This window comes from Clostridium sardiniense (genome assembly GCF_019753795.1).
Classification (GTDB): domain Bacteria; phylum Bacillota; class Clostridia; order Clostridiales; family Clostridiaceae; genus Clostridium; species Clostridium sardiniense.
Map to the genome: position 1 here is coordinate 30,735 of NZ_JAIKTU010000001.1, position 17,385 is coordinate 48,119.

13 protein-coding genes are annotated in these 17,385 nt (G+C 30.1%); 12 read left to right on the forward strand and 1 reads right to left on the reverse strand.

Going from position 1 to position 17,385, the window contains the following annotated elements; all coding sequences use genetic code 11:
* The first annotated feature begins 19 nt into the window (after positions 1-19).
* Both ftsH and K5V21_RS00180 read left to right on the forward strand, forming a co-directional pair.
* Positions 20-2,059, forward strand: coding sequence for an ATP-dependent zinc metalloprotease FtsH (ftsH, locus tag K5V21_RS00175; RefSeq protein ID WP_221858204.1), 2,040 nt, complete (start codon positions 20-22; stop codon positions 2,057-2,059).
* Positions 2,060-2,086: 27 nt separating this feature from the next.
* The gene (locus K5V21_RS00180) at positions 2,087-4,186 is read left to right on the forward strand and encodes a HelD family protein (protein ID WP_221858205.1); all 2,100 of its coding nucleotides are present in this window, start codon (positions 2,087-2,089) and stop codon (positions 4,184-4,186) included.
* A 61-nt stretch (positions 4,187-4,247) separates the two neighbouring features.
* Here K5V21_RS00180 and K5V21_RS00185 read toward each other — a convergent pair whose 3' ends face one another.
* On the reverse strand, positions 4,248-5,336 hold the full coding sequence (locus tag K5V21_RS00185; protein WP_221858207.1) for an ATPase: 1,089 nt from the start codon (positions 5,334-5,336) through the stop codon (positions 4,248-4,250).
* 275 nt (positions 5,337-5,611) lie between these two features.
* Between K5V21_RS00185 and K5V21_RS00190 the strand changes: the two genes are divergently transcribed.
* The 10 genes from K5V21_RS00190 to K5V21_RS00235 all read left to right on the forward strand — a co-directional run bounded on the left by K5V21_RS00190 (position 5,612) and on the right by K5V21_RS00235 (position 17,380).
* The gene (locus K5V21_RS00190) at positions 5,612-6,424 is read left to right on the forward strand and encodes a transporter substrate-binding domain-containing protein (RefSeq protein ID WP_221858209.1); all 813 of its coding nucleotides are present in this window, start codon (positions 5,612-5,614) and stop codon (positions 6,422-6,424) included.
* 74 nt (positions 6,425-6,498) lie between these two features.
* A complete protein-coding gene (locus K5V21_RS00195) occupies positions 6,499-7,185 on the forward strand; it encodes an amino acid ABC transporter permease (protein WP_221858210.1) in 687 nt (228 codons plus the stop codon).
* A complete protein-coding gene (locus K5V21_RS00200) occupies positions 7,172-7,894 on the forward strand; it encodes an amino acid ABC transporter ATP-binding protein (protein WP_221858211.1) in 723 nt (240 codons plus the stop codon). Before K5V21_RS00195 ends, K5V21_RS00200 begins: the two co-directional genes overlap by 14 nt.
* Before the next feature lie 306 nt (positions 7,895-8,200).
* Positions 8,201-9,310: an ABC transporter ATP-binding protein gene (locus K5V21_RS00205; RefSeq protein WP_221858213.1), complete on the forward strand. Its 1,110-nt coding sequence runs from the start codon at positions 8,201-8,203 to the stop codon at positions 9,308-9,310.
* Positions 9,311-9,351: 41 nt separating this feature from the next.
* Positions 9,352-10,563, forward strand: coding sequence for a sugar ABC transporter substrate-binding protein (locus tag K5V21_RS00210; RefSeq protein WP_204593113.1), 1,212 nt, complete (start codon positions 9,352-9,354; stop codon positions 10,561-10,563).
* A gap of 114 nt (positions 10,564-10,677) precedes the next feature.
* Complete coding sequence (locus tag K5V21_RS00215) at positions 10,678-11,559, forward strand: carbohydrate ABC transporter permease (protein WP_204593538.1); 882 nt, start codon at positions 10,678-10,680, stop codon at positions 11,557-11,559.
* Between the two features lies 1 nt (position 11,560).
* Complete coding sequence (locus tag K5V21_RS00220) at positions 11,561-12,436, forward strand: sugar ABC transporter permease (RefSeq protein ID WP_221858215.1); 876 nt, start codon at positions 11,561-11,563, stop codon at positions 12,434-12,436.
* Between the two features lie 27 nt (positions 12,437-12,463).
* Positions 12,464-14,194 carry a glycoside hydrolase family 13 protein gene (locus K5V21_RS00225; RefSeq protein WP_221858217.1) on the forward strand — a complete coding sequence of 577 codons (1,731 nt, stop codon included), beginning with the start codon at positions 12,464-12,466 and terminating at the stop codon, positions 14,192-14,194.
* A gap of 25 nt (positions 14,195-14,219) precedes the next feature.
* A complete protein-coding gene (locus tag K5V21_RS00230) occupies positions 14,220-15,236 on the forward strand; it encodes a LacI family DNA-binding transcriptional regulator (protein WP_204593116.1) in 1,017 nt (338 codons plus the stop codon).
* Positions 15,237-15,259: 23 nt separating this feature from the next.
* Positions 15,260-17,380: a TIM-barrel domain-containing protein gene (locus tag K5V21_RS00235; RefSeq protein WP_221858218.1), complete on the forward strand. Its 2,121-nt coding sequence runs from the start codon at positions 15,260-15,262 to the stop codon at positions 17,378-17,380.
* Positions 17,381-17,385: the final 5 nt, after the last annotated feature.

A 17,385-nucleotide genomic window follows, 5' to 3' on the forward strand; every position in this document is an offset into this window, starting at 1 on the left:
AAAGAAAGAGGTGGATTAAATGGAACAGCAAAATAAAAAAAGAAATAAAGCTGGGATTATTTATTTTATAATAGCTCTAGCTATAATAATGTCTTTTAATTATGTTAGAGAAACATCTATGAATAAAGAGATTAGTTATACAGAGTTCCAGCAAATGGTTAAGGACAAACAAATTTCAAAAGTTATAATAACTAATGAGAATCTAATAATAACACCAAAGGATGATAATGAATTTAAAGGTAAAACTTTATATACTGCAAATATAAAAAATGATGATTTACTTAAAGAGTTAAATGCTTCAAATATTACTGTTACAGGACAAAATCCTAAACAATCACCAGTATTTGATTTATTACTTGTTTACGGATTACCAATACTTTTAATGTTCTTTGTATGGAGAATGTTATTCTCAAAGATGGCAGGTAAAATGGGTGGCGGAATGATGTCTATGGGCAAAAATAACGCCAAAGTTTACATGGAAGATGAAATTGGAGTTACTTTTAAGGATGTTGCAGGACAGGAAGAAGCTAAAGAATCACTAGAAGAGGTTATAGACTTCTTAAATGATCCAAGAAGATATACAGAAATAGGTGCTAAGCTTCCTAAAGGTGTCCTTTTAGTTGGACCTCCAGGAACAGGTAAAACATTACTTGCAAAGGCAGTAGCAGGAGAAGCAAAAGTGCCATTCTTCTCAATATCAGGTTCAAGCTTTGTTGAGATGTTTGTTGGTGCTGGTGCAAAAAGAGTTAGAGAATTATTTAAAGATGCTCAAGAAAAAGCTCCTTGTATCATATTTATAGATGAAATAGATGCCGTTGGTAAGAGTAGAGATAATCAATTACAAAGTAATGATGAAAGAGAGCAAACTCTTAATCAATTACTTTCAGAAATGGATGGATTCGACTCTTCAAAGGGTATAGTAATACTTGGTGCTACAAATAGACCTGAAATACTTGATAAAGCATTACTTAGACCAGGTAGATTTGATAGAAGAGTAATAGTTGATAGACCAGACTTCCCAGGAAGAGAAGCTATACTAAAAGTTCATGCTAAAGATATAAAACTTGGAGATGATGTAGATTTAGAAGAAATAGCAAAGAGTACTCCAGGAGCTGTCGGAGCTGATCTTGCAAACATAATGAATGAAGCAGCACTTAGAGCAGTTAGAGAAGGAAGAAAAGAAGTTATTCAAGCTGACTTAAGAGAAGCTGTTGAAGATATAATAGCAGGTAAAGAAAAGAAAGATAGAATTCTATCACCTAAAGAAAAGAAAGCTGTTGCTTTCCATGAAGTTGGGCATGCTTTAGTTGCAGCACTTTTAGATGGAGCAGATCCAGTTCATAAGATTACAATAGTTCCAAGAACAATGGGTGCACTTGGATATACTATGCAATTACCAGAAGAAGATAAATACTTAATTTCAAGAGAAGAGTTATTAAACCAAATTACAGTAATGCTTGGTGGAAGATCTGCTGAAGAGGAAGTATTTAATTTAGTTTCAACAGGAGCATCAAATGATATAGAAAGAGCAACGCAAACAGCTAGAAGTATGGTAACTGTTTATGGTATGTCAGATAAGTTTGATATGATGGCTCTTGAATCAATACAAAATAGATATTTAGATGGTAGAGCAGTAAGAAATTGTAGTGAAGAGACTTCAACTATGATAGATAATGAAGTTTTAAAAATTATAATAGAAGCTCATAAAAATGCTAGAAAGTTATTACATGATAATAGAGATCTTTTAGATGAGATATCAAATGTTCTTCTAGAAAAAGAAACAATCTTTGGTGATGAATTTATGGATATAGTATATAATAAATATCCAGAAATGAAAGTAAAAAAAGAAGAAGAAGAGAGAATAAAAGAAGAGGCTAGAAAAGAAGCTAAAATGCTTGCAGAAAGTAGAAAAGAAATTAAAAGGGAAGCTACTATTCTAAGTCTTGAAAAGATAGATGAAGATGGCGAAAGTGAAGCTGTAGTTACTAAAACTACGACAATAGACGAGAACAATGATGAGAGTTCTTCAAAAGAACAAGATGGTTCAGATAATCAATAATTTGAAAAAAAAGGAGATGTAGCGCGCTTGAATAATAACCTAGATTTCCTAATGGAAGAACAGCATTTAGAGAATACTTTAAAGACATTAAATGAAGAGATATTAAATTATATAGAGAAAAGAAAATATATAACAGAATATATCGTAGACTATAGAAAAAAGGTTATAGAAGAATACAGAGATGATGAAGATAGGGTATTAGAGTATTTTGATCATGAAGCTTATGTAAAAGAGGAAGCTTATAAAAATATTGATAAAAAGCTTAGAGAATATACTATTCTTAAGGAGTCACCTTATTTTGGAAGGATAGACTTTATAGAAGATAGTACTCCAGAAGAGATCTATATTGGTAGATTCGGATTGACTAAAGAAGGAACATATGAGCCAGTTATAGTTGACTGGCGTGCTCCTATTGCATCACTATTTTATAAAGGAAGCCTTGGAAAATCATCATATGAGTCACCAGTTGGTGATATAGAAGCTGATATATTGGCAAGAAGACAGCTTATAGTTAAAAATAGTGAGCTTAAGGGAATATTTGATTCAGCAGTTGATGTAAAAGATGATATTCTTCAAATGGTTTTAACTAGTAATGCTGGAGAAAAGCTTAAGGATATAGTAATGACAATTCAAGAGGAGCAAGATGAAATCATAAGAGCTCCTAAAGATAAAGCTGTAGTAGTAAACGGAGTTGCAGGATCAGGTAAAACTACAATAGCACTTCATAGAATATCATATCTTTTATATAACTTTAGAAAGCAATTTGGTGATAAAGTACTTATTTTAGGACCAAATGATATATTTATGGATTATATTGCTGGAGTCTTGCCTTCACTTGGAGAAGATGGAATAGATAATATGACATTTGAAGCTTTTGCAAGAAGAGAGATAGGAATAGACGAAGATATAACTGAATTCTCTTATTATATAGAAGAAGCTATGAAAGGGAATGAAAAGGCTCTAGAAGAATATAAAGAAAAGAGCTCAAAAAGATTTGTTTCAAAGCTTGATGATATAGTTAATGATATGAATAGTACTTATTTTAATATTGAGCCAGTAAAATTCTTCGGAGAAGAAATAGTATCTAAAGATGAGATACAGGCTTTATTTACTGATCATTACGCATATATGCCTTTATTTAGAAGAAGTGAAAAGGTAAAGAGAATACTAACTTCAAAAATAAAGGATAAGAGAGATGAATTAGTTTGGAAATTAAATAAGGATATAGAAAAGAAGATAAGTGAATTAAGTGAAGATGATCTTATTTTTGAAAAGAATAATTTAGATTTCCAAAGAAGAATTAGAATAAGAGAAATAGTAAGAGAAGTAATGAATGCTAGAGATAGAGTAGACGCGTGGTTATCACATGAAAGTATCCTTAGCATATATAAAAGGGCTACTAATACTGAGTTTTTAGGATATATGGATCTTGCAGGAATTCTTTATTTAATGATTAAATTAAATGGGAAGAAGACAAAGAAAGAGTATAAACATCTTGTAATAGATGAAGCACAGGATTATAACTATATGCAATTTATGGTTTTAAAAGAGCTAACAGGATGTAATAGTTGTACAATAGTTGGAGATAGCAATCAAAGACTTATTGATACAAAAGAAATACCTGCAATGCTGAAATTAGATGAAGTATTTAAAGATAATGTCTTAGAGTTCTCATTAAATAAGAGTTATAGATCAACTCAAGAAATAATGGAATATGCAAGTAAATTCTTAGATGAGGATAGAATAGTACCATTAGTTAGAAATGGAGAAAAAGTTCTTGAAGAGGAAACTGAAAGTATTGGGGAGACAATTGATACAATAACTTCAATAATTGAAGATTATGAAGAAGAAGGTCTTGAAAGTATAGCAGTTATAACTAAAAAGAGAGAAGAACTTAAGGATATATCTCATAACTTAAAAGAAAAAGTTAAGATTCTTACTTTTGATAGAAATGATATAATTTATAGAGGTGGTAAGGTACTTGTTCCAGCTTACTTTGCTAAGGGATTAGAGTTTGATGGAGTAATAATATTAGAAGATGAAGAGGAGACTCCAAATCTTGTTAAATATATTATGTGTACTAGAGCGCTTCATAGATTATCTGTTATAAAACAAAATAAAAAATAAAAGAGCCTGTAGGCTCTTTTTTTATTATCAAGAAACGCATAAAAATCTAAGATTATATATATTACTTTTTAAACTGTTCAAACTCTAAGATAATTTCATCATAAATTTTATTTACCACATCAAAGTCCATATTATTAGCATAATGCTTTTCAAGTTTATCATGAAGAAGCTTTGCTTCAGTGATTAATGAAAGACCTTTATTTAATAATATATCAAATTCGCATCTATCAAAATCTAGTTCATCTTTATACTTATCAAGTTTATGTTTGTTACATAGAGATGACATATCAAAAACTGTTCCGTTTATATTAAGTTTCGATATTTCATTTTCAGTAAATACTCCGATGTTTTCATCAGGTATAATAATGTGTTCAATATCATTGGGTAGTAATGGATGATGATAGTACTCTACATAAAGACCTGATTTTTGAGCAGATTCTCCAATTGATTTTAAGATATTACTTTTAGAAAGTCCAGGCTCTCCTTTAAGTACAAATAAATTTTCAACAGAGCTTGCTAAATCTTCACCAAAAGAAACTATGCCATTTGGAGTGAATGCTGTAGCAAAAGTATGTCTTTCTCCTCCAAAAGCAGGTGATGATTTCTTTGGAAGAACTATACCTTTAACAGTTGCTTCAAATTTAACCAATAGATCTTTGTCTACTGAGTTATTATTAAGATTTCTCCAGTCTAAGTAGACTTTGCTAGCCGAATTAAAGAAGGTATATGCTCTACTAAAACTTTCGCTTATATCTTTTCCGATATTTATTATTTCAGTCTTATGAGTAACTAAGTTTTTATAGTTAAGAGCTTGAGCTAAATCTATTATTTTATCCACGGCACCAGGGGTTACAGGATCAGTTGTATGGGGTGCAGTACCATCTAATATTGCGACCTTTAGTTCTTTAACTAGAATTGCATCTAGTGATTGATCATCAGAAGAACAATGGTATTCTTCTACAGTATAAAAATTAGATTTAAAATAAAAGGCTAATTTTTTCATTAGAGAAGATTTTCCAGTTCCGGGTCCTCCTTTTAAGCATATTATTTTATTAGCATTCTCTTGAGAAATTAGATTTTTAAATAACGAATAAAATCCTTGAGAGGTATTGTTTCCAAGAAACATGTGTCTATTCTTTGCTTTGCTCATAATGCCACCTTCTTACATATAATATATTCTAAATAATATATTATATATTGTCTTGAATATATTTGTTACTACAACAAAGTATACTGCACTTAGGAAGGTTTACATGAATTGAAATTAAGTAAATATACATTAAATATGCATAAATACTTAAAAAAAGTGGGTAAATCGAAAAAATATAAAAAATACTTGCATAAATATTAATTTGTATTGTATACTTATAACAAGTTGAAAATGTAAATGAATTGAAACACTTAAATAAAAAGGGGGATATAGATATGAAAAAAGGATTATTGAAAAAAATATTTGCGGTAGCACTAGTAGGAGTAATGACATTTAGTATAGTAGCTTGTGGGGACAAGGCTAAGACAGATGAAGGAAATAAAAAGGAATTGGTAGTTGGACTAAGTGCAGATTATGCACCTTATGAATTTCATGCAATGGTAGATGGAAAAGATACAATTGTTGGGTTTGACGTTAAACTTGCTGAAGAGATAGCAAAAGATTTAGGAGCAACACTTAAAATTAAAGAAATGAAATTTGATTCACTTCTTGGGGCATTGCCAGCAGGACAAATTGATATGATAATTTCAGGAATGAATCCTGATCCAGAAAGAGCAAAAAAAGTAGACTTTTCAGATATATACTATACTGCACAACACTCTGTATTAGTAAAGAAGGAGGATGCAGCTAAATATAAAAAGACTGAGGATTTAAAGGATGCTAAGGTGGGAGCACAAATGGGATCAACTCAAGCAGATATAACTAAAGAGGTTATAAAAGCTAAGGATCCAACACTTTTATCTAATGTTAATAATTTAATATTAGAGCTTAAATCCGGTAAAATCGATGCTTTAGTTACTGAGAAACCAGTTGGAGAGATGGCAATTAAGAGTAATAATGATCTTGTATTGTCAGATATAGAATTTAAAGATGAATCAGGTGGAAATGCAGTTGCTGTTAAAAAAGGAAATAAAGAATTATTAGATCAAGTAAACAAGACAATAAAGAGATTAAAAGATAGTGGAGAACTTGATAAATTTATAGTTGAAGCTAACGAATTAGCTTCAAAACAAATACAACAAAAATAATATATGAAAAGAAATTTAAGATTGACGATGAAATTACTTCATTGTCAATCTTAGCTTAAAAAGGGGGCTTTAAAATGGGATATCAATTTGACTTTAGTTTTCTTCCACAATACTTTCCAGTATTTTTAGATGGAGCTAAGATGACATTAATTATATCACTTATATCAGTATGTTTTGGTACTGCATTTGGATCGGTTTTATATTTTATGAAAACTGTTAATTTTAAAATAGGTAAATTCAAGCCATTATTATGGATTGCAACTATTTATATAGAGATAGTTAGAGGAACACCAATGATATTACAAATCTTAATGGTGTATTCAGGATCAGCATTATTCTTTGGGTGGGATTTTAGTCCACTTACAGCAGCGGTTGTTGCGATTTCATTAAATTCAGCAGCTTATGTATCTGAGATTATAAGAGCAGGTATAGATGCTGTAGACAAAGGGCAGATGGAAGCTGCTAGAAGCTTAGGAATGACAAAGGTTCAATCTATGAAAATGGTTGTACTTCCACAAGCAGTTAAAAATATTATGCCAGCTGTAGGAAATGAATTTGTTGCAGTAATAAAAGAATCTTCAATGGCTTCATTTATTGGAGTTGGAGAGCTTATGTTTAGTGCAGATATAGTAAAAGGATCAGTTTATTTAGTTTTTGAACCACTTATGGTAATAGGTGTATTATACTTTATTATGACTTTCTCACTTGGAAGGCTTATGGCATATTTTGAAAGGAGGCTGAAGGCTAGTGATATACGTTAAGGAACTTGAAAAATACTTTGGAAAACATAAAGTTTTAAAAGGAATAAATGAAGAGGTAAAAAAAGGCGAGGTTGTTGTTGTAATAGGGCCTTCAGGGTCAGGAAAGAGCACATTTTTAAGATGTTTAAATCTTTTAGAGCAGCCAACAAGCGGAGAGATAATATTTGAAGGAAATAATATTATAGATAAAAAGATTAATATAAATAAGATTAGAGAAAAAATGGGAATGGTATTCCAACAATTCAACTTATTTCCACATAAAACTGTTATGGAGAATATAATAATGGCTCCAATGAAGGTTAAAGGATGGAAAAAGGATGAAGCAATAAAAAAGGGCGAGGAACTTTTAGAGAAAGTTGGGCTTTTAGAAAAGAAAGATGCTTATCCAAATTCATTATCAGGTGGTCAGAAACAAAGAATAGCAATTGCAAGGGCATTAGCTATGGAGCCAGACGTAATGTTATTTGATGAACCTACGTCAGCTTTAGACCCTGAAATGGTTGGAGAAGTTTTAAGCGTAATGAAATCTCTTGCAAATGATGGTATGACTATGATTATAGTTACACATGAAATGGGATTTGCAAAGGAAGTCGGCGATAGAATTCTTTTCATGGATGAAGGTATTATAATAGAAAGTGGAAGTCCTGAAGAGGTATTTGATAATCCTAAAAATCAAAGGACTATGAACTTCTTATCAAAAGTTTTATAGATATATGTATAAATAAAAAATTATAAGTATAAATAGAGAGGAAAAAAGCTCTCTATTTATATTAATTATAAAAAATTAAAAAAATATTTAAAAAGTGGTTGAAATTGTAAAGGAAAGATGTTATTCTTAATTCAAGGAAACGTTTTCTGAGATGAAAACTAGTAAAATGATATTTTTTTATTTTAAACTTTTTGGAAAGGATTCTAAGTGGGAAAATAATTTATATTAGTTTAGAGGCGTTATATAAATAATAAATTTTTTTTGAGTTAATTGGAAAGGTTTCCAGATGTGATTGGGAGGTTTAATATGGCTGGAGTTATTTTAAAAGATGTTTATAAAATTTATGAAAATGGATTTAATGCAGTAAAAGATTTTAATTTAGAGATAAAGGATAAAGAGTTTGTAGTGTTTGTTGGTCCATCAGGATGTGGAAAATCAACAACATTAAGAATGATTGCAGGACTTGAAGATATAAGCAAGGGTGATATGTATATTGGCGATAAGCTTGTAAACGATGCACCGCCCAAAGATAGAGATATAGCAATGGTATTCCAAAATTATGCACTATATCCTCATATGTCAGTATATGAAAATATGGCATTTGGATTAAAACTTAGAAAAGTTTCAAAAGATGAAATAGATGAAAAGGTTAAAGCAGCAGCAAAGATTCTGGATATAGAGCATCTATTAGATAGAAAACCAAAGGCACTTTCAGGTGGACAAAGACAAAGAGTTGCTATGGGAAGAGCAATAGTTAGAAACCCGCAAGTATTCTTAATGGACGAGCCTCTTTCAAATTTAGATGCAAAACTTAGAGTTCAAATGAGAATAGAGATATCAAAATTATATAAAGAACTAGATACTACTTTTATATATGTAACACATGACCAAACAGAAGCTATGACGCTTGGAACTAGAATTGTTGTTATGAAGGATGGGGAGATTCAACAAGTTGCAACTCCAACTGAGATATATAATAATCCTGTAAATATGTTTGTAGCTGGATTTATAGGAAATCCTCAAATGAATTTCTTGTATGGTAGTGCAGAATTTAAGAATGATAAATCTTATATCAAGATAAATAATATAGGAGTAGAACTATCAAAAGAGAATACAGAAAAATTAAAGCAAATTAAAAAAGATAAAATAGATTTAATAATTGGAATAAGACCAGAAAAAATATTATATATGCCTGAAGATATGAATAAAGAAAATATTTTGAAATTTGAAGGTGTGGTTGAATTAACTGAGAACTTAGGTGGAGAGGTTTATATTCATGTAAAAGTTCAAGATAGAAATATCGTTATAAAAGCAAAGGGTGGCACAGAGAAGGCCATAGGAGAAAAGTTAGAAATAGCATTTGATATCAATGATATACATGCTTTTGATAAAGAAACTCAAATAACTATTTTCTAAGATTTTTGATAAAAGTATTATTGATTTTTGGAGGGATTAACATGGTTAAAAAGAAACTTATTGCTTGCCTTATGGCTGTAGTAGTAACAGGATCATTATTCGTAGGGTGCGGAGGATCAAAAGAAGCCTCAACAAAAGGACAAGAAATAACTATTTGGACAAAAGTAAAAGAAGATGAAATGAAGGTTATTGAGGATTCAGCTAAGAAATGGGCAGAAAGTACAGGAAATACCGTAAAAGTAGTAAATGATGAAGGTGAATTCCAAGATTATTTACAAGCTGCAAACTCAAGTAAAGGACCAGATGTATATATAGGTATGCCTCACGATAATCTAGCAACATTTAAAGAAGCTGGTTTATTAGAAGAAGTACCAGATGGAAAATTTGATAAGAGTAAATACACAAGTGATAGTGTTTGGGATGCAACAGCATTTGATGGAAAGAATTATGCAGTACCTTTAGCACAAGAGACAGTAGCATTATTCTACAATAAAGATAAGGTTAAAGAAGCACCTAAGACTATGGATGAATTAGTTAAAGTAGCAAAAGAAAATAACAATGGATTCCAAATTGATTTAGGAAACTTCTATATAACAGGCGGAATTATTCAATCATATGGTGGATATATATTTGGTGGAAAACCAGGAAATTATGATCCAAATGATATAGGACTAGATAATAAGGGAGCACAAGAAGGATATCAATTCTTACAAGATTTAGTATTAAAAGATAAATTAATGCCAGCTGATATAACTGGTGATATTGCATCATCAAACTTTAAAGATGGTAAGTCAGCCTTCTATATTTCAGGACCATGGGATATAGCTCAATTTGAAAAAGCAGGAATGAACTTTGGTGTAGCTAAAGTACCAACAATAAAGGGTGAAGGATATAAATCATTCTTAGGTGTACAAACCGCTATAGTAAGTTCAAAATCAAAGAATAAAGACTTATCATGGGATCTATTAAAATACATTGTTGATAATGAAGGAGAAGCATTATTTAAAGCAGGTAACAGAATACCAGTATTAAAAGATGTTTTAAATTCACAAGCTGTTAAAGATAATAAATACTTCCAAGGATTTATAGATCAAGCTAAGACAGCTGTACCTATGCCAAATATCTTACAAATGCAAGCTGTATGGAATGCAACTAGCCAAATCACAAGATTATACAAAGGTGAAAGTCCAGCTACAGTAGGAAAAGATGTTGTTAGTGCAATTAAAAAAGGTATTGAAACACAAGGACAATAATATCTAAGACGGGGGAGGGAAGGTAGGAACTTCTCTCCCTTATTAATTTAAGGAGTGAATATAGTGAGCAAGAAAAAGATAACATATAAAGATAACCTAAGAGCTTTAAAGTTTATGTCGCCGTCACTAATAAGTATGATTATATTAACTGTACTTCCGATTATATGTACTATAGTAATAGCATTTACAAATTATAATATAAAAACACTTAATACAGGATGGAAGTTTGTTGGACTTAAAAACTTTGCAGATATTATAACAGGTCCACTAAAAGAAATATTCTTACCTGTATTTGGATGGACAATAGTCTCAACAACAATAATAACTTTTGGTGGTTTTTTTGTTGGATTAATATATGCATTAATTCTATCAAATAAGAATATGAAGGAATCAGCTATATATAAAGCTTTTTTAGTAATACCTTGGGCATTACCAGCAACTATAGTTATAATTTCTTTCACAGGACTTTTAAATAGCCAATATGGAGCTATAAATGGAATATTAATGAATCTTCATATAATAGCAGAACCTATAATGTGGCTTACAGAACCATGGGCAGCAAGAACAGCAATAGTACTGATAAGTATTTGGCTTGGTTTCCCATATATGATGAATGTATGTATAGGAGCACTTGCAGCAATTCCTGAAACATATTATGAAGCAGCAAGTATAGATGGAGCAACACCTGTGCAAAAGTTCTTCAAAATAACACTACCATCTCTTGCAAATACTGCATTTCCACTTTTAATTGGATCATGGTCATTTAACTTTGGTAACTTTACAGCAGCATACCTTTTATTAGGTGGTGGACCAGTAAGACCTGACTCACCATTTGCAGGTTATACTGATGTACTTGGATCAGCAGCTTACAAAATGACAATTCAATTTGGAAGATTTGATTTAGGGGCAGCACTTTCAATAATACTATTTATAATAGTAGGAACTATAGCATTTGTTCAAATGAAAGCATCTGGCCAATTTAAAGAGGTGGATTAATATGATGAGTTTAAATAAGAATAAGAAATATAAGCATAAAAGAAGATTAAGTAAGCCTGAAAAAGTTACACTTTGGATAAGTAGAATATTTATTTGGATTAGTATAGCAATAGTATTATTCCCAGTGCTTGCAATAGTTACTGCATCACTTTCAGAAGGTACAAGCTTTACGCAAAGCAGTATAATACCAAGCAAGATAACATTTGAAAATTATGCATTTGTACTTAAGGAAACTGATTTCTTATTATGGGTATGGAATACATTTAAAGTATGTTTATTTGTTGCATTAGCTCAAGTTTTAATGACATTACCAGCAGCTTATACATTTAGTAGATTAAGATTTACTGGTAAAAAATATAGTCTTATGTTCCTTTTAATACTTCAAATGTTCCCAGCTTCTATGGCATTACCTGCTATTTTAGGAGTTGCATATAAGCTTCCATGGGGAATGGATAATTTATGGTTCTTAGTACTTGTAATGTGTGGTGCTAGTGCTTATAATATTTGGCTTATGAAAGGATATATTCAAGGATTACCTAAAGAACTTGATGAATCAGCTCTTGTTGATGGAGCAACACATGGACAAATATTTAGAAAAATAATATTCCCATTAACTAAACCAATGCTTGTAGTTATATTCTTCTTCTCATTCATTGGAACATTTGGTGAATTTATTTTATCAGCAGCATTACTTAAAGATCCGAGCGTTAAAACTTTAGTAATAGGATTAAAATCATTCATGGATAGTGGTGTTTCAGCAAACTGGACTGCATATGCAGCAGCATCAGTAATGGCAACAATTCCACTTGCAATAATGTTTGCAGCAATTCAAAAATTTGTATCAAAAGGATTAGTTGCAGGAGCAGTTAAGGAATAATATACGTTAAAGTTTTAGGAGGATGTTATGAATAAGCAAGCTATTTATCATATACCAGATGTACCTTATGCATATGCAATTGATAGAGATACCTTAAGAATAACATTAAGAGTTGCAAAAGATGATATTAAAGAGGTTAAACTTTATTATAGGTGTCGATATGATTTTAAAAGTCCATATGAGACAGTTAAGATGAATTTATTTGAAGATAATAATCTTATAGAAATATATTCAGCGGATATAAAGGTATTTAGAAATAGATATAGATACTATTTTGAAATTACAGATTTAGAGGGAAAGATCCATTATTATGATGAACGTGGATATAGAGAGAATATAGGGAATAAAGAAGCAGACCTTATACCATTTCAATATGCATATATAGGAGAAGCTGATGTCTATGAAGAATCAAAATGGCTTCAAGAAGCAGTTGTTTATCAAATTTTTCCTGATAGATTTTGTAACGGTAATAAAGAAAATGATCCTAAAGGAATAAAAAAATGGGGAGATAAGGTTGATACTAAATCAATATTTGGTGGAGATTTAAAAGGAATAATTAACAAGATTGATTATCTAAAAGATCTTGGAGTAAATCTTATATATATGACCCCGATATTTATGTCTCCAAGTAATCATAAATACAATATAAATGATTATTATAAAATTGATCCACAGTTTGGAGATAAAGAGGATTTAAAAAATCTAGTTAAGAAGGCACATGAGAATGGCATTAAAGTTATATTAGATGGAGTATTTAATCACACAGGAGATGAATTCTTTGCATTTAAAGATATACTTAGAAATGGAAAAGATTCCGAATATAGAGGTTGGTATCATATAGATAAATTGCCTATAGATCAAGATAAAGTGAATTACTATACATTCGCAAATGATGTTAAGAATATGCCAAAACTTAATACTAATAATGAGAAGGTTCGTAAATACTTTATTGATGTAGCTAAGTATTGGATTAAAGAAGTAGATATAGATGGATGGAGATTCGATGTTTGTGATGAAGTAGATCATAGATTTTGGAGAGAGATGAGAGTTGGAATAAAAGAAATAAAAAGAGATGCAGTTCTTATTGGAGAAATAATGCATGAAGCAGTATCTTTCTTAAGAGGAGAACAACTTGATTCCATTATGAATTATCCATTTAAACATGCTATGGTTGATTTCTTTGCAAAAGGAACTATAGATGCAAAAGAATTAAATGATGCACTTTCAATGAATAGATACATTTATATGGAAAGTATAACAAGACAACTTTGGAATCTATTTGGAAGTCATGATACAGCTAGATTTTTAACAGAATGCAAGAATGATATTCAAAAAATGAAACTTGCTATAGTATTCCAATTTACCTATCTTGGTGTTCCATATATTTATTATGGAGATGAAGTTGGAATAGATGGTGGAGATGATCCACAGTGCAGAAAATGTATGCCTTGGGAGGAAGAAAATCAAAATAAAGAAATCTTAGATCACTATAAAGAGCTTATAAAAATAAGAAAAGAAAATAAATCATTAATTCATGGCGACTATAAGTGCCTACATGAAGAAGGTAATGTAATTTCTTTTAGAAGAAGATTATATGATGAAGAAACTATTGTAATTATAAACAATGATGAAAAAATATCAGAAATTTCTTTAAATATAAAAGGAAATTATATAGATATGTGTAATAATATTACTATAAATTGTAATGATAAAATTATAGTAAAGCCTTTATCATATATAATTTTAAAGAAGAAATAATACAAGGTTTGAGAGGACGTAAGACATGAATATTAATGATATAGCTAAAATTGCTGGAGTTGGAGTTGGAACTGTTTCAAGAGTTATAAATAATCATCCAGATGTAAAAGATGAGACTAGAAAGAGAATAAAGAAAATAATAAAAGATAGTAATTATATACCTAATAATAGTGCGAGGAATTTAAAAAAATCTAATTCTAATACCATTGGAGTTTTAGTGAGAGGGGTATTCAATCCGTTTTTCTCAGAAATGATAGATGTAATAAGTAAAAGAATAACTAAAAATGGATGTACTATGGTACTTAGACATACGGACTATTCAGCTAGTGGTACAGCAGAAGTCAGAAATTTAATAGAACTTGAAAAAGAAAGAAAGCTTCAAGGGATAATATATTTAGGATGCGATATAAAAGAAGTTTGCGAAGATACTTTTAAGGATATAAATATTCCTTTAGTATTAGCATCTACAAACTGTACTTATGATACAGATGCTAATAATTTTTCTTCAATAGGTATAAAACAAGCAGAATCAGCTTTTAATGCAACTAAATATCTAATAGATACAGGACATAAGAATATTGCAATTATTCTTGGACTTAAAGAAGATGCTGGACTTGGATCAGAAAGATTACTAGGATATATTGATGCATTAAATAAAAATGGAATAGAAGTTAAAGATGAATATAAAGTATATGGTAAATATAGTGCAAAAGGTGCTTATGATGTTACAGAAGAACTTATAAAAAATAATAAAGAAATAGATGCAATCTTTTGTATATCGGATATTATGGCAACTGGATGTGTAAAAGCTTTAATTGATAATAATATTAAAGTTGGAGATGAGATATCGGTACTTGGATTTGATGGTATGGATATAGCAGAATTTTATAACCCTTCAATAACTACAATAGTACAGCCAAGAAGAGAGATGGCAGAACAAAGTGTAGATATGTTATTTGATTTAATAAAGAACAATTCAGAAAATAAGCATGTAGTACTAGACACTAAATTAGTTGAAAGAGAATCTTGTAAAAGAATATAGTTTAGAGAGTGATGTGAGAATATATGAAGATAAGAAAATTTTCTTTTGGAAAGATAGTAGATTGTAATTCTGTTATTAAAGATATAAAGACAGAAAATGGGGAAATACCATACTTTTTTAATGAGAATGGTAAGTTAACACTTAAATTTAAAAAAGAAGATTTGGTTTATGGTCTTGGAGAAAATGTTAGAGGCATAAATAAAAGAGGTTGGATATTTGAAAGTTATTGTTCAGATGATCCAAATCACGCTCAGGATAAAAGATCACTATATGGAGCTCATAATTTCTTAATTATACATGGAGTAGATAGAAGTTTTGGAGTACTTATAGATACACCAGCTAAAGTAAAATTTGATGTTGGATATTCTAATAATGAAAAATTATATATTGATGTAGAAGGAAACAACTACGATTTATATATAATAGATGGTGATAATTTAAATGATATTTCAAGAGAATTTAGAGCACTTATAGGAGAAAGTTATGTTCCTCCAAAGTGGGCTTTTGGATATCAACAAAGTAGATGGAGTTATAAGGATGAAGAGGAAGTTAGAACTATTGGTGATAAATTTAGAGACAAGAATATTCCTATAGATTGCATATATTTAGATATAGACTATATGGAAAGATTTAAAAATTTCACAGTAAATAGAGAAGCTTTTCCAAACTTTGAAGATATGGTATCTGATATGAAGAAGGATGGAATAAGACTAATCCCTATAATAGATGCAGGAGTTAAGATTGAAGAAGGTTATGATATTTATGAAGAGGGTGTAGAAAAAGGTTATTATTGTAAAGATAAAGATGGAAAACCTTTTGTAGCAGCAGTATGGCCAGGAAGAGTTCATTTCCCAGATTTCTTAAACAGCGAAGCAAGGCTTTGGTTTGGAAAGAAGTATAAATGGTTAGTGGATAAGGGAATAGATGGTTTCTGGAATGATATGAATGAACCAGCTATATTCTACTCAGAAGAAGGTCTAAAAAAGGCCTATGAAAAAGTAGAGGAAAGTAAAAATAAGAATTTAGATATTTATAGTTTCTTTGCATTAAAAGATGCATTTACAGGACTAAGTAATAGCCAAGCTGATTATAATAGTTTCTATCATAATATGGATGGAAATATAATAAAGCATAACGATGTTCATAATTTATTTGGTCATAATATGACAAGATCAGCAGCAGAAGGTTTAGAAAGTATTGATAGTAATAAAAGATTTTTATTATTCTCAAGAGCATCATCAATAGGCATGCATAGATATGGGGGTATTTGGACTGGAGATAATACATCACTTTGGGAGCATTTAGAGATGAATGTAAAAATGATGCCAAATTTAAATATGTGTGGTTATCTTTATACCGGAGCTGATACTGGCGGTTTTGGAGGAAATTGTACTGAGGACTTAATGAAGAGATGGTTCCAATTTAGCATATTTACTCCGTTATTTAGAAATCATTCAGCTATGGGAACAAGAAAGCAAGAACCATTCGCTTTTGGAGAAGAAACAGAGGGTACACTTAAGAAGTTTATAGAATTTAGATATGGATTTATTCCTTATTTATATAGTGAGTATATGAAGGCATCAATAAATAATGAACTTATGTTTAAGCCGTTAAGTTTTGATTATAATGATGAAATTTCAAGAGGTGTAGAAGACCAAATACTTTTAGGTGATTCATTAATGCTTGCACCAATTATTAAGCAAAATGCTAAAGGTAGATATGTATATTTACCAGAAGACATGCTTATGGTGAAGGCAAAATCATTAGATGAAATTAATTATGAGGTAATGACTAAAGGACATTATTATATAGAAGCTGATATTGATGAATTTATATTTTTTATAAGAAAAGATAAGATACTAATTTTAGGAGATTCAGCAAAGAATGTAGAAAGTATAAAGAATGAGGAATTAGATGTTACAGTATTCTTAGAAGATAGAGCAAACTATATGCTTTATGACGATGATGGAAAGTCAAAAGAGTATATAAAAGGTATCTATAATAACATTAATATAGAAATAAAGAATGAAGATGGAGATATTAATGTAAATTGTGAAGTTAAAGGACAAACTAATGTAAAGAAACTAAATATTACAGTAATATTAAAGGATAAGGATAACATTAAAAAGTGTTATAAATTTTAGGAGGA

Excerpts from the sequence above, each read along its gene's own strand:
- K5V21_RS00190 (WP_221858209.1), top strand. The coding sequence starts at position 5,612 with ATGAAAAAAGGATTATTGAAAAAAATATTTGCGGTAGCACTAGTAGGA.
- K5V21_RS00230 (WP_204593116.1), top strand. The coding sequence starts at position 14,220 with ATGAATATTAATGATATAGCTAAAATTGCTGGAGTTGGAGTTGGAACT.
- K5V21_RS00195 (WP_221858210.1), top strand. The coding sequence starts at position 6,499 with ATGGGATATCAATTTGACTTTAGTTTTCTTCCACAATACTTTCCAGTA.
- K5V21_RS00205 (WP_221858213.1), top strand. The coding sequence starts at position 8,201 with ATGGCTGGAGTTATTTTAAAAGATGTTTATAAAATTTATGAAAATGGA.
- K5V21_RS00225 (WP_221858217.1), top strand. The coding sequence starts at position 12,464 with ATGAATAAGCAAGCTATTTATCATATACCAGATGTACCTTATGCATAT.
- K5V21_RS00235 (WP_221858218.1), top strand. The coding sequence starts at position 15,260 with ATGAAGATAAGAAAATTTTCTTTTGGAAAGATAGTAGATTGTAATTCT.
- K5V21_RS00210 (WP_204593113.1), top strand. The coding sequence starts at position 9,352 with ATGGTTAAAAAGAAACTTATTGCTTGCCTTATGGCTGTAGTAGTAACA.
- ftsH (WP_221858204.1), top strand. The coding sequence starts at position 20 with ATGGAACAGCAAAATAAAAAAAGAAATAAAGCTGGGATTATTTATTTT.
- K5V21_RS00220 (WP_221858215.1), top strand. The coding sequence starts at position 11,561 with ATGATGAGTTTAAATAAGAATAAGAAATATAAGCATAAAAGAAGATTA.
- K5V21_RS00185 (WP_221858207.1), bottom strand. The coding sequence starts at position 5,336 with ATGAGCAAAGCAAAGAATAGACACATGTTTCTTGGAAACAATACCTCT.
- K5V21_RS00215 (WP_204593538.1), top strand. The coding sequence starts at position 10,678 with ATGTCGCCGTCACTAATAAGTATGATTATATTAACTGTACTTCCGATT.